11 protein-coding genes are annotated in these 12,718 nt (G+C 60.1%); 1 reads left to right on the plus strand and 10 read right to left on the minus strand.

Translation table 11 applies throughout. From position 1 onward, the window contains the following. Positions 1–77: 77 nt before the first annotated feature. Positions 78–743, plus strand: a complete 666-nt coding sequence (locus M9827_RS17275) for a DsbA family oxidoreductase (RefSeq protein WP_250606328.1) — start codon at positions 78–80, stop codon at positions 741–743. A 214-nt stretch (positions 744–957) separates the two neighbouring features. Here M9827_RS17275 and M9827_RS17280 read toward each other — a convergent pair whose 3' ends face one another. From M9827_RS17280 to M9827_RS17325, 10 genes are all read right to left on the minus strand, one after another. Continuing rightward, entirely contained in the window at positions 958–1,287 is a 330-nt protein-coding gene (locus tag M9827_RS17280; protein ID WP_250606394.1) for a GlpM family protein, read from the minus strand. Positions 1,288–1,295: 8 nt separating this feature from the next. Continuing rightward, entirely contained in the window at positions 1,296–2,624 is a 1,329-nt protein-coding gene (aauR, locus tag M9827_RS17285; RefSeq protein ID WP_007949592.1) for a two-component response regulator AauR, read from the minus strand. Next, complete coding sequence (aauS, locus tag M9827_RS17290) at positions 2,621–4,522, minus strand: two-component sensor histidine kinase AauS (RefSeq protein WP_250606329.1); 1,902 nt, start codon at positions 4,520–4,522, stop codon at positions 2,621–2,623. Before aauS ends, aauR begins: the two co-directional genes overlap by 4 nt. A gap of 177 nt (positions 4,523–4,699) precedes the next feature. Continuing rightward, the gene (locus M9827_RS17295; protein ID WP_007916729.1) at positions 4,700–5,434 is read right to left on the minus strand and encodes an amino acid ABC transporter ATP-binding protein; all 735 of its coding nucleotides are present in this window, start codon (positions 5,432–5,434) and stop codon (positions 4,700–4,702) included. After that, positions 5,431–6,102, minus strand: a complete 672-nt coding sequence (locus M9827_RS17300; RefSeq protein WP_003227756.1) for an amino acid ABC transporter permease — start codon at positions 6,100–6,102, stop codon at positions 5,431–5,433. Before M9827_RS17300 ends, M9827_RS17295 begins: the two co-directional genes overlap by 4 nt. Then, positions 6,102–6,848: an amino acid ABC transporter permease gene (locus M9827_RS17305; RefSeq protein ID WP_038369085.1), complete on the minus strand. Its 747-nt coding sequence runs from the start codon at positions 6,846–6,848 to the stop codon at positions 6,102–6,104. The genes M9827_RS17300 and M9827_RS17305 overlap by 1 nt, the downstream gene beginning before the upstream one ends. Positions 6,849–7,041: 193 nt before the next feature. Further along, positions 7,042–7,968, minus strand: a complete 927-nt coding sequence (locus tag M9827_RS17310) for a glutamate/aspartate ABC transporter substrate-binding protein (protein WP_250606330.1) — start codon at positions 7,966–7,968, stop codon at positions 7,042–7,044. Between the two features lie 261 nt (positions 7,969–8,229). After that, positions 8,230–9,489, minus strand: a complete 1,260-nt coding sequence (gene mtr / locus M9827_RS17315; protein ID WP_250606331.1) for a tryptophan permease — start codon at positions 9,487–9,489, stop codon at positions 8,230–8,232. A 151-nt stretch (positions 9,490–9,640) separates the two neighbouring features. Continuing rightward, positions 9,641–10,969 (minus strand): amidase family protein, encoded by a 1,329-nt coding sequence (locus M9827_RS17320; RefSeq protein WP_250606332.1) that lies wholly within the window; start codon positions 10,967–10,969, stop codon positions 9,641–9,643. 30 nt (positions 10,970–10,999) lie between these two features. Continuing rightward, entirely contained in the window at positions 11,000–12,709 is a 1,710-nt protein-coding gene (locus M9827_RS17325) for an NAD(P)/FAD-dependent oxidoreductase (protein ID WP_250606333.1), read from the minus strand. Positions 12,710–12,718 lie beyond the last annotated feature (9 nt).

A 12,718-nucleotide genomic window follows, 5' to 3' on the forward strand; every position in this document is an offset into this window, starting at 1 on the left:
CCGCTATGGTCACCAAAAATCTGAAGCAGGTGTATCGTGCAAACTTTCCCGCACGATTTCCCCCCGCGAGGTGTGTGATGAGTTTTGCCTTGAACATCGACTTTGTCAGCGACGTCTCCTGCCCCTGGTGTGTCGTCGGTTTGCGTGGCCTGTTACAGGCGCTGGAGATCCTGCGCAACGAAGTGCAGGCCGAGATCCGGTTTCAGCCGTTCGAACTGAATCCGAAAATGGGCGCCGATGGACAGAACATTGCCGAGCACATTCAAGAGAAATACGGCTCGACGCCTGAGCAATCGCAGAAGAATCGCGAAGCCATTCGTGCCCGTGGCGCTGAACTCGGGTTTGCCTTTCGCACTGACGGCAACAGCCGTATCTACAACACTTTCGATGCGCACCGCTTGCTTCATTGGGCCGGACTTGAAGGTCTGCAGTTGCCGCTGAAAGAGGCGCTGTTCAAGGCCTATTTCAGCGATGGCGGCAATCCGTCGGATCATCGACAACTGGTGCAGATTGCTGAAAGCGTCGGGCTGGATCGCCAGCGAGCCGAGGCGATTCTGGCGTCGGACGAGTTTGCCGATGAGGTGCGTGAAGAAGAACAGGAGTGGCTGCAACGCGGGGTGAGTTCGGTGCCGACCGTGGTGTTCAACGGTCAGTACGCGGTGACCGGCGGGCAACCGGTGGAGACGTTTGTCGGGGCGATCCGGCAGATCATGGCTGAGTCCAAGGGCGGCACTGTCAACTGAAAAGCTAAAAGCCCCTCACCCTGGCCCTCTCCCGGAGGGAGAGGGGACTGATTGGGGGATGCTGGAGTGATACGCCGACCTGAGCGTGTTGTAGCGAATCCATAATCGACTGGATCTTTCAGGTCAATGTCAGACGCAAGACACCTCGGTCGGCGCCCTCTCCCGGAGGGAGAGGGCTGGGCGGGCGGCGTTCCGATGAGGGTGGTTTTTGACCTTAGCTGTGCAGGCGAACCCAAACGGTCACCAACACGGTGGCCGCCATCAACCATGCCACCGCCGCCACCGCCAGCGACGCCTCCAGCCGCAACCGGTCAACCATCACATATAAAGTCGCCAGATAGATGAAGTACGGAATGATCGACCACATGCCGAACACGATTGTGGTCTTCAGATCATCAACCGAACGCCCCTTGCCGACGATGTAATGCGCAATCAGTGCAAACGTCGGAAACAGCGGCACCAATCCGGCGATGTAGTAGTTTCTGGTTTTCGACAGCGCCGCGAGGATCAGCACCACCGCGGCGCCGATAGCGGCCTTCAGAATCAGATCCATCAGTGGCTCAACCCGTACTTTTTAACTTTATCGAACAGCGTGGTCTTGGCCATGCCCAGCTCAAGACTGGCCTGAGTCAGGTTGCCGCCGCTGCGTTGCAGGGCGTCGCTGAGCAGGTTGCGTTCGAACGCTTCCACCGCTTCGGCAAACGCCAGTCCTTGTCCGCCACTGCTGGCGCCGGACTTTTTGAACGCTGGCAGGCCGAGGGCAAACCGTTCGGCGACGTTGCGCAGTTCGCGTACGTTGCCCGGCCAGTCGTGGCTCATCAGGTTCGACAGGGTCTGGTTGTCCAGTTCCGGCAGTGCGCGGTCGAAACGCAGGGCTGACTGCTGGGTGAAGTGTTCGAACAGTTGCAGGATGTCTTCGCGGCGCTCGCGCAGTGGCGGCAGTTCCAGGGTCACGACGTTGAGGCGGTAGTACAAGTCGCTGCGGAACTCACCGGCCTTGCTCGCTTCGTCGAGGTCGGATTTGGTCGCTGCGATCACCCGGCAATCCACGGCCACGCTCTGGTTCGAGCCGAGGCGTTCGAGGGTGCGTTCCTGCAACACGCGCAGCAGTTTGATCTGCAGCGGCAGTGGCATGCTTTCCACTTCGTCGAGGAACAGCGTGCCACCGTCGGCGTGTTCGATCTTGCCGATACGGCGTTTGCCGGCACCGGTGAAGGCGTTGGCTTCGTGGCCGAATATCTCGCTTTCGAAAAGGTTTTCCGGCAGGCCGCCGCAGTTCAGCGCGACGAATTGCTTGCTGTGGCGACGGCTGAAATCGTGCAGACAGCGGGCAACCAGTTCCTTGCCGGTGCCGGTCTCGCCTTCGATCAGCACGTTGGCTGAGGTGTCGGCGACGTTGGCAATCAGTTCGCGCAGGTTCTGCATCGCCGGCGAGCGGCCGATGATCCGCCCCTCCAGGGAATCGCGTTCGGCCAGTTGCCGGCGCAGCGAAGAGACTTCACGGGCGAGGCTGCGTTGCTCCAGCGCACGCCGCGCGACGTCGACCAGACGCTCCGGCGAGAACGGTTTTTCCATGAAGTCATAGGCGCCTTTCTGCATCGCGCCGACGGCCATGGAAATGTCGCCGTGGCCGGTGATCAACACCACCGGCAGGCTGCGATCGCGTTGCTTGAGGCGGGTCAACAGTTCCAGGCCATCGATGCCCGGCAGGCGAATGTCGCTGATGACGATGCCGGCAAAGTTGTCGCCGACCCGCTCCAGCGCTTCTTCGGCACTGCCGACGCCGACGCAGGGAATGTCTTCGAGGGTCAGCGCCTGTTGGCAGCCGAGCAGCACATGGGGGTCGTCTTCGACGATCAGCACACTAAGGTCGTGGTTCATATTGGCTCGGCAGGAGTAGGGCTTACCAACGGTAAACTGAGGACGAAGGTGGTGCCACCGCTGGCCGGGTGTTCAACACCCAGATGCCCGCCGGTGGCGGCCGCGAGGCTGGCGGAAAGGGTCAGGCCAAGACCCAGGCCTTGTTCGCCGGGTTTGGTGGTGAAGAACGGTTCGAACAGATGCTTGCGCGCTTCGGCGTCGATGCCGTGGCCGTTGTCTCGCACGCGCAGGCGATATTTGCCGTTGAATTCTTCGCCTTCCAGCCACAGCTCGGGCAGCGGTTGCGCCTGCATGGCGTCAAGGGCGTTGCCGATCAGGTTGACCAGAATCTGTTCGAGGCGGGTCTGGTCGATCTGCACCTGGACATCAATGAACTGGCGGTGGATGTTGATCGCCGAACTCTCCAGGCGTGCCCCGAGCAGTTGCAGCGCCGCCTCCACGGCTTTGCCGAGGCTGGCCTGGCCCTGATTGTCACCGCGCCGGGCAAACGAACGCAGGCTGGCGGTGATCCGGCCCATGCGGTCGATCAGCTCGTTGATGGTCTTGAGGTTGGTGCTGGCGACATCGAGCTGACCGCGCTCGAGGAAGCGCACGGTGTTGCCCGACAGCGTGCGCATCGCCGCCAGCGGCTGGTTCAATTCGTGGGCGATGCTGGTCGACATCTGGCCGATGGCGGCGAGTTTACCGGCCTGAACCAGCTCATCCTGTGCACGGCGCAATGTCTCTTCGGCCTGACGGCGTTCGCGGATCTGGCTCTTCAGGCGCTCGTTGCTGGCGCGCAGGTCGGTGGTGCGTTCGGTAATCCGACGCTCCAGTTGATTGTTGGCTTCCTGCAAGGCTTCGCGGGCGGCGAGGCGGGTGGCGATGACCTTGCGCCGCTCGTTCCAGGCGATCAACAGGAACGCCACCAGCGCAAACGCGACCGCCACCAGAATCCCTTGGTTGATGGCTTCGCGGCGCAGGTCCTGCAACGGCGTGAGCAGGGTGAAATTCCACGGTGTGTCGCTCAGCGGCCGGGTCTGCGCGAGATAACTGATGTCGTCATCGTCGGAGCGTACTTCGCTGTTGGCGGGGAAGGTGAGTTTCTCTACGCCTTCGGACAGGGTTTCCCGTGCCAGCGGTTGCAGTTCGTTGAGCGGGAACCAGTAGTACTGCAGGCTGCGCGCGAGTTTCTCCTTGATTTCGTCACTCAGTGCAATTACCGATTTGAGGCGACGAGCCGGATCGCTGGAGAGAATGATGATGCCGTTCTCATCGCTGACAAAGGCTTCCAGACGCGCGCGTTGCCAGCGTTCTTCCATGGCTTCGAGGCGCACTTTGACCACGGCGACGCCAATGATCTTGCCGTGCTCTTCGAGGCCGTGGGCGAGGTAATAACCGGGTTCGCCGTTGGTGCTGCCGATGCCGTAGAAACGGCCCGGCTCGCCGCGGATGGCTTTCTGGAAGTAGGCGCGGAAGGACAGGTCTTCACCGAGGTAACTGTCGACATCGCGCCAGTTGCTGGTGGCCATGACGCGACCGGTGGTGTCCATGACGTAGATGGCCCGACTGCGGCTGCGCCGGTTCAGGCCTTCAAGGTAATCGTTGACCGTTTGCCGGTGTTCCGGGGTCGGGTCGGCCAGCAGCTGCGACACACTGGTTTCGAGTTCCAGCAGGCTGGGCAGATAGGTGTACTTGCTGATTTCGCTTTCGACGGCGCGGGCGTTCAGTTCGAGCTGACGCTGGCCGCTTTCGCTGAGGCTGCGAATGCCGAAATGCTCGCTGGTCCAGAAGCCGGCATAACCCAACCCGATCATCAGGATGATGACCAGCGGCGGCAGGAACAGATGACGAATCAGACGAGGCTTCACGGCAAGTGATGGCGGCGCGGCGCGATAGAGAGTGGGGTCGCATTTCATCACAGTTGCCTTGGGTCAACCACAACACTTGTCGCGAGGGCACCGCCGGCCCTTGTGGGAGCGACCCTGCTCGCGAAAGCGGACTGACATTCAACCTCCAGGCTGAATGTAATGGCCTCTTCGCGAGCAGGCTCGCTCCCACAGGGATGGAGTAATGCCCCGGCAGGTGTGTTGGTTTTAGTGCTGCAGGATTTTCTCGAGGAAGTGCTGCGCGCGTTCGGAGCGGGCGCTGATGTCGCCGAAAAACTCCTCTTTCGGGCAGTCCTCGATGATCTTGCCGGCGTCCATGAAGATCACGCGGTCGGCCACTTTGCGCGCGAAGCCCATTTCGTGGGTCACGCACATCATGGTCATGCCTTCGTGGGCCAGTTGCACCATCACGTCGAGTACTTCGTTGACCATTTCCGGGTCGAGCGCCGAGGTCGGTTCGTCGAACAGCATGACGATCGGGTCCATCGCCAGCGCACGGGCAATTGCCACACGCTGTTGCTGACCACCGGACAGTTGCCCCGGGTGCTTGTGGGCGTGCGCCGACAGACCGACGCGCTCAAGCAGTTGCAGACCTTTCTTGGTCGCCTCTTCCTTGCTGCGGCCCAACACCTTGATCTGCGCGATGGTCAGGTTTTCGGTGATGGTCAGGTGCGGGAACAGTTCGAAGTGCTGGAACACCATGCCCACGCGCGAGCGCAGTTTCGGCAGGTTGGTCTTCGGGTCCGCAATCGAGGTGCCGTCAACGACGATGTCGCCTTTCTGGAACGGCTCGAGCGCGTTGACGCATTTGATCAGGGTCGATTTGCCGGAACCCGACGGGCCACAGACCACGATCACTTCGCCTTTTTTGACCTCGGTGCTGCAATCAGTCAGCACCTGGAAGTCCCCATACCACTTGTTGATGTTCTTGATAGAGATCATACGGCGAACCTTTTTTGCAGACGCTTGACCAGCAGCGAGGCGGAAAAGCTGATGATGAAGTAGACGACACCGGCGAAGATCAGGAACTCGTTGGATCGACCGATGATGTCGCCGCTGGAACGGGCGGAGTTGAGGAAGTCCACCAGGCCCACGGTGTAGACCAGCGAGGTGTCCTGGAACAGGATGATCGACTGTTGCAGCAGCAACGGGGTCATCTTGCGGAACGCCTGGGGCAGGATGATCAGACGCATGGTCTGGCCATAGGTCATGCCCATCGCTTGCGCGGCGGCCATCTGGCCTTTGGGGATCGACTGCACACCGGCCCGGACGATTTCGCAGAAGTACGCGGCTTCGAACATCATGAAGGCCACGACGCAGGAGGTGAACGCACCGATCGGCGTGTCTTCGCCGGTAATCCAGCGCAGCACGAACGGCACCGCCAGGTAGAACCAGGTGATCACCAACAGCAGCGGGATCGAACGGAAGTAGTTCACATAAGCGCCGGCCACCCGCGACAGCAGTTTGCTCGACGACAGGCGCATCAGTGCGAGGATGGTTCCCAGCACGATGCCGCCGACCACACCCATGACCATCAACTGCAAGGTCATGACCATGCCGTTCCACAGGCCCGGAATGGCGGGGATGATGCCACTGAAATCGAAGTCCATTATTTACCCCCCACGGAGATCAGGCCGGGCACTGCGACTTTCTTCTCGACCATGCGCATCAGCAACATCAGGCTCATGTTCAGGGTGAAGTAGATCAGCGTGGCCAGGGTGAAGGCTTCAAACAGGTTGGCCGAGAACTCGGCGGTCTGTTTGGTTTGCGCCAGCAGTTCCATCAGGCCGATCAGGGACGCCACGGAGGAGTTCTTGAAGACGTTGAGGAATTCCGAGGTGAGCGGCGGAATGATGATCCGGTAGGCCTGGGGCAGCAGCACGTTCCAGTAGATTTGCGGCAGCTTGAAACCCATGGCGCGGGCGGCGGATTCCTGGCCGCGTGGCAGCGCCTGGATGCCGGTACGCACTTGCTCGCAGACACGGGCGGCGGTGAACAGGCCCAGGCACACGACAACGCTCAAGTAAGCCGAGGTGGTCGGGTTGAGGTCCTGTTTGTACCAGTCCTGCAGGTTTTGCGGCAGCAGGTCGGGTACCAGGAAGTACCAGATGAACAGCTGCACCAGCAGTGGTACGTTACGGAACAGCTCGACGTAGCAGGTGGCGATGCCCGATACGATGCGGTTTGGCACCGTGCGCATGACCCCCAGAATGGAGCCCAGCAGCAAGGCGATGATCCACGCCACGATGGCAATGGCGATGGTCCAGCCCAAACCGGAGACGTACCAGTCGAGATAGGTCTCGCTGCCGACGCCGGTGGACTTGAAGAACACGCCCCAGTCCCAGTTGTAATTCATTAGGGTCTCCCCTCGAGATCGATCGATGTACAAGCACCCGCTTGGGGAAAATCCTTTCCCGTCCGACGTTGAACGCCGGGCACACGCGATCGGCTCGGAAACCGCCAGGTCGAGTGTTCCACAGTACAGCCAGCAGGTAGTAACAGACGCCTGAGGGAGGGTTACTCCCTCAGGAGACAAGGTTAGTCAGGAATCAGATTTTTACGTCAGGCGCCGGCTTGTCGCTCGGGTTGGCGATCAGATCTTTTACCTTGTCGCTCATCGGGAAGTTCAGGTTCAGACCTTTTGGTGGAATCGGGCTCTCGAACCATTTGCTGTAGATCTTGTTGATCTCGCCCGACTTGTACAGGCCAACGATGGCGGCATCGACCGCCTTCTTGAAGGCCGGGTCGCCTTTGCGAACCATGCACGCGTAGGCTTCGAAGGACTGCGGAGTACCGGTGATGATCCAGTCGGCCGGCTTCTTGGCCTTGGCTTCTTCACCAGCCAGCAGAGCGTCGTCCATCATGAAGGCTACGGCGCGGCCGCTTTCCAGCATGTTGAAGGATTCGCCGTGGTCTTTGGCGGAGATGATGTTCATGTCCATCTGCTTGTCGGCGTTCATCGCTTTGATGATGCGCTCGGACGTGGTGCCGGCGGTGGTCACGACGTTTTTGCCTTTGAGGTCGGCAAAGTCAGCGTAGGACGGCTTGCCATCCTTGTCTTTCTTGACCAGCAGACGGGTGCCGATTTCGAAGATGTTGACGGTGAAGTCGACTTGCTGGGCGCGTTCGGCGTTGTTGGTGGTGGAGCCGCACTCGATATCCGCGGTGCCGTTCTGGATCAGCGGGATACGGGTTTGCGAAGTCACCAGGTTGTACTTGACCTGCAGGTCTGGCTTGTTCAGGTCTTTTTTCAGGGCTTCAACGATAGCCACTTGAATGTCGTGGGAGTAGCCCACTGGCTTGCCGGTGGCATCCGCGATGTAGGAAAACGGAATGGAGCTGTCACGGTGAGCGAGCGTGATGGTGCCCGAATCGTTGATTTTCTTCAGGGTGCCGGTGAGTTCGGCGGCGAAAACTGGCGTGCTGATCAGAGCGGCCGCAATGGCTGCGCCCAGGATATGGGGAACGATGCGCATCAAATTTTCCTCGAATTGTTTTTTTTATGGAGCCAGTTCGTCGGCCCTTTTGTGCTTCGAATGCCTGACGGCTCCTGAAGTGTTGGCACAGCAGGCATTCGTCGAGAGAGTGTAGAGCATGAGTCGTGCCAGACCCGCCGCAGATAGTTAACTCGTTGTTTTGTAAGCTTATTAAACTTTTGTGGCGGTGCTTTTCAGCGCAACTGATCCGGTTAACCGAATCGACCGTGAAGTCGCGTTCGGAAAACCGAACGCATCGCTTCAGCGCCACACCGGCAGGCAATCAAATACGAACAGCAAATGCGACACCGCGCAGATCACTCCGAAAAACAGCACCAGGACGATCATTGGCGTGCCGCCCCACACGCGATAGCGCGGACTGCCAAAGCGCTTGCGCGAAGCGCGTGCCAGCAGCGCCGGGGTGATCACCGCCCACAATGTCGCCGCCAACCCGGCGAAACCGATGGCATGCAGAAAACCTTCCGGCCACAGAAAACCACCGAGCATCGGCGGCCCGAACGTCACGGCTGCCGTCTGCAGACGACCGACGGGGCTGTCGTCGAACTTCAGCACATCGGCCAGGTAATCAAACAAACCCAGGGTCACCCCGAGAAACGAACAGGCCACGGCGAAATTGGAGAAAAACGTCAGCAGCAGATCGACATTGGCGCTGTTGAGTCTTGCCCCCAGGGCGCTGATCAGCACATCGATGTTGCCGCCGCGCTGGGCGATACCCTTGAACGTGTCGCGGGGAATGTTGCCCATGCTGCACAGCATCCACACCAGATACAGCACCAGTGCGATCAAGGTGCCGCCGACCAGACAAGCGCGAATCCGCTGCGGGTCCTTGCCGTAATGCTTCATCAGGCTCGGCACGTTGCCGTGAAAACCGAACGAAGTCAGGCAGAAGGGCAGGGTCACCAGCAGATAAGGCCAGTAATGGCTGTCGCCGCTATTCAGATTGAGCAGCGTGGTGCTTTGCACATGGCCCAGCAAACCGCCGAAGGTCAGAAAGAACGCCAGAATTTTTGCCCCGAACACCAGCGTGGTCATGCGACTGACCGCCGTGGTGCTGAGCCAGACGATAAATGCCACCACCAGGGTGAAACACAAACCACCGGTTCGCGACGACAGCGCAAGCCCGAGTGATTGCGCAGTGTGATGAATCACCGAACCGCTGGCGGAAATGTAGGCGTACGTCAGGGTGTACAGGACAAACACAATGCTCAAACCATTCAAGCGGCTCCAGCCACGCCCTAGCAGATCCCGGGTAATGGTGGAAAAACTCGCGCCTTCACGGTAGTTGAGATTGGCTTCAAGAATCATCAGGCCCGAGTGCAACGTGCAGAACCAGGCAAACAGCAGCACGGCGACCGAGCCGTAGAACCACAGCCCGGACATGATTACCGGCAGTGAGAACATGCCGGCACCGACGATGGTGCCGCCGATGATCATGGCGCCGCCGAGAATCGACGGCGAGCGTTCGACGGCGGGAGCGGAGGATATTGAGGTGACACGCATGGCAAGGCCCGCAATTTGAATTGTTACAGGTGCATTGATGCAGAGCCCCTGTAGAGGGTGAGCCTGCTCGCGATAGCGGTGTGGCAGACGAAGCTGATGTCGACCGACACGACGCCTTCGCGAGCAGGCTCGCTCCCACAGGGATGGTGGTTTAACCGATGTTGAGCAGGTGCGTCAGATGCCGTACGTTCGCCAGCAAAAAGTCGTCCTGCCCCGGTAGCGCATCGAACGACAAGCCCACCGGCAACGCACCCGCCGCCGCCACCGGAACGCTGATGCTCGGCGCCGCCAGATTGCTCGCCGGGTCGGTATTGCGCACGAACGTTTCAAAGTTGCTTTCATCCGAGCAATCGCTGAGCAGCGGCGCGCTGCAAGTGACGGTCGGGTAAGCCAGCAGATCCAGTTGATGGCGACTGAAGAGAGCGTGGTATTCCTGCTCCAGACGCAGTTTGCTCATCAATGCCTGCACGTAATCGGTGTAGGAAATTGCCGGGCTTTCCAGTTGGGCGGTGAGGATTTTCTTGATCGCCGGATCACGGATCTGCGCGAGGATGTCGAGGAACTGCGCGCCGCGTCCTGCCTTCATCAGGAACCGCGGAAAATCGATGAAAAATTCATAGATCGGCAACGGAAACTGAATGCTCTCGTTGATCTCGCCAATCACGGCATCGTCGACCGGCACGATGATCACACCGCGATCGGCCAAGGTATCGATGGCCGTGCGGCAAGCGCGTTGCACGTTGTCAGCGAGGTCGGTCCAGAGAAAACGCTCGGGAATGCCAATGCGCAGCGACCGGGTTTCTGGCTGATGCAGGCAGCCGGTCAGTTGCGTGTGAACGAACTGACAATCCTCCACGGTGCGGGTCAACAAGCCCGGAGTGTCTTTGGTTTGCGACACCGGGACGATGCCGTCGACCGGATAAACGCCGATGGTGGGGCGAAATCCGACAATCCCGCAGAACGCCGCCGGTATCCGTACCGACCCCCCGGTATCGGTGCCGACCGCGCACGCCACCAGTCCGGCAGCGACGGCGGCAGCACAGCCGCCGCTGCTGCCACCGGCACTGTGGCGTTCGTTGACAGGGTTGATCACCGCGCCATGGGAATGGTTGGCCGAGGTCACGCCGAACGACAATTCGTGCATGTTGTTCTTGCCCACAATCTGCGCGCCCAATTGCCGAAAGCGCTCGACGATGCCGGCATCGGTCTGCGGCACGTAGTCGGCCAGCCCGGGCGTACCGGCGGTGGTCGGCAGGCCGCTGACGTTGATGTTGTCCTTGAACGACACGGGCAGGCCATACAGTGCGTTGTCGCGCCCGAAGGCATTTGCCTTGAACCCCGACGGGTCAAAGGTGATGAAACTGTTCAGGTGTTGCATCTGCACATGACGCTCGCGCAAGGCTTGCTGCCAGGTGTCAGGGCAGTGTTGGCCACTGCGAAATCCGTTGACGAGCTGTTCAATGGAAAGCTGGTTGTACATGGATGATTCTCGGCATTAAAAGGGACTGGCTCAGCAGTAGCGGTACTGCGAGTGCAGGTCATCGAGCGGGTTACCGGCAATCAGGTCGCCGCCCAGGCTGCTGATCACCGCGCACGCGCCATTCAGCGCGGTTTGAATCGCGCCTTCGGCCCAGCCTCCGGTGAACGAGGCGCCGCAACCGGCCAGGTACAAACCGGTGTCCTGTTGCGGGTCGAGAGCCGTGCGGAACTGATAGAACAGGCGCTCTGAGTAAATATCGTCGCCGGGGAAGTTCAGCTTGAAAGCGCCGAGCGCGTGTTTGTCGGTCAGCCAGTCGTATTCCAGAACGTAGCGCTGGTAGTCACCGTCCAGCGGGATCAAATGGCTGGCAAATTCCGGCGCGCTCATTGCCAGTTCATCGACCAGTCGCAGGCAGCGTTGCACCTTGTCGGTCATCGAGACCATTTTGTGCGAGTCGTCTTCCCAGGTGTAACTGATCAGCACCACACCCCAGGAATCCGGATCTTGCGGCGCGTAGTCCAGGCAATACACGCCTTTGACCAGGGTGTCGGTCTGGATGTTTTGCGCCAGGCCATGTTTGAGCCAGAACTTGTCTTTGGTCAGGATGAACAGCTTGGATGAGCCGACCATGTGCGTTTCATTGATCGCCCGCGCGACGTCGCGATTGACGAACGCCTGGTTCTGCGTGAGCTTGAGGTTCACTTGCAGGGCGCGGGTCGTGGTGGTGGTGATCACCCGGTCGCAGGCGTAGGTTTCGCCATTGCTGCCGGCCAGCAGAATCTCGCCGTGTGCGCCTTTGTTGATTGATTCGATGCGTGTGCGGCAGATCATGTCGCGCAGTTGAATGCCGTTGAACGAGGTGTCGGCAATCCGTTCGGCCAGCGAGGAAATACCGTTGGGCACCAGGCGCTGATTGACCTCCAGTGCATTGACCACCAGCCGCAGGATTTCGGTGAACGAGGCGCGGTACACCGATTGGAAACCGCCGGAACCAATGCCCAGCGAGCCGAACAGATGGAAGTCTTCGGGTTTGCGCCACGGCTTGCCGCCCGGCGGGTTTTTGCCGGTGAAGATGCGCACCATCGCCGAGTAGAACGAGCTATCGCCGAAGCAGTCGAGGTAGCGTTGCCACTCGGGCTGCACCTCGCAGTAATTGTGCTGCTTGAGCAATTCGGTGATCAGCAGCGGTGGCGCCAGGCACGTGCCGTCATCGAGGGTCACGCCTTCGCTGAGAAACGCGATCCAGCCCTGGTGCACGGTGCTGAACAGCGCCGGCGGTGGTTGCATGGCTGCCCAGTGATGGGCTTCGCCACGGTAGTGGATTTCGGTGTCGACGATGCCGGGGTCGGGAAACGCTTCGGTGGTCTGGATGCCGAAGCGATTGAGGTAGTGAAACAGCCCGACCTCACTCGGCGGAAAGCGCATGGCGCCCATTTCGGCGATGAATTGCGGTTGGTCTTCGTCAAAGCACTGGGTCAGCAGACGCCCGCCGACATGCTCAGGTTCGGCTTCAAACAACGTGACGCGACGTGCACCGGCGCGTAGCAATTCGTAGGCGGCCACTAACCCGCTGAGGCCGGCGCCGACGATGCCGATGTGTTTCTCGGCGGTTTCCGCCGGCAGATATCCAATGGCCTCTTCGGCATTGCGCAGGAACTGGCCGTAGTCATACAACAGATCGACGTAGGGAAATGACAGGCACGCGGACGCCTGGCTGGAATCATGGGGAATAGCGTTCACAGGGAGACT

The organism is Pseudomonas sp. AKS31 (assembly GCF_023634765.1).
Classification (GTDB): Bacteria; Pseudomonadota; Gammaproteobacteria; order Pseudomonadales; family Pseudomonadaceae; genus Aquipseudomonas.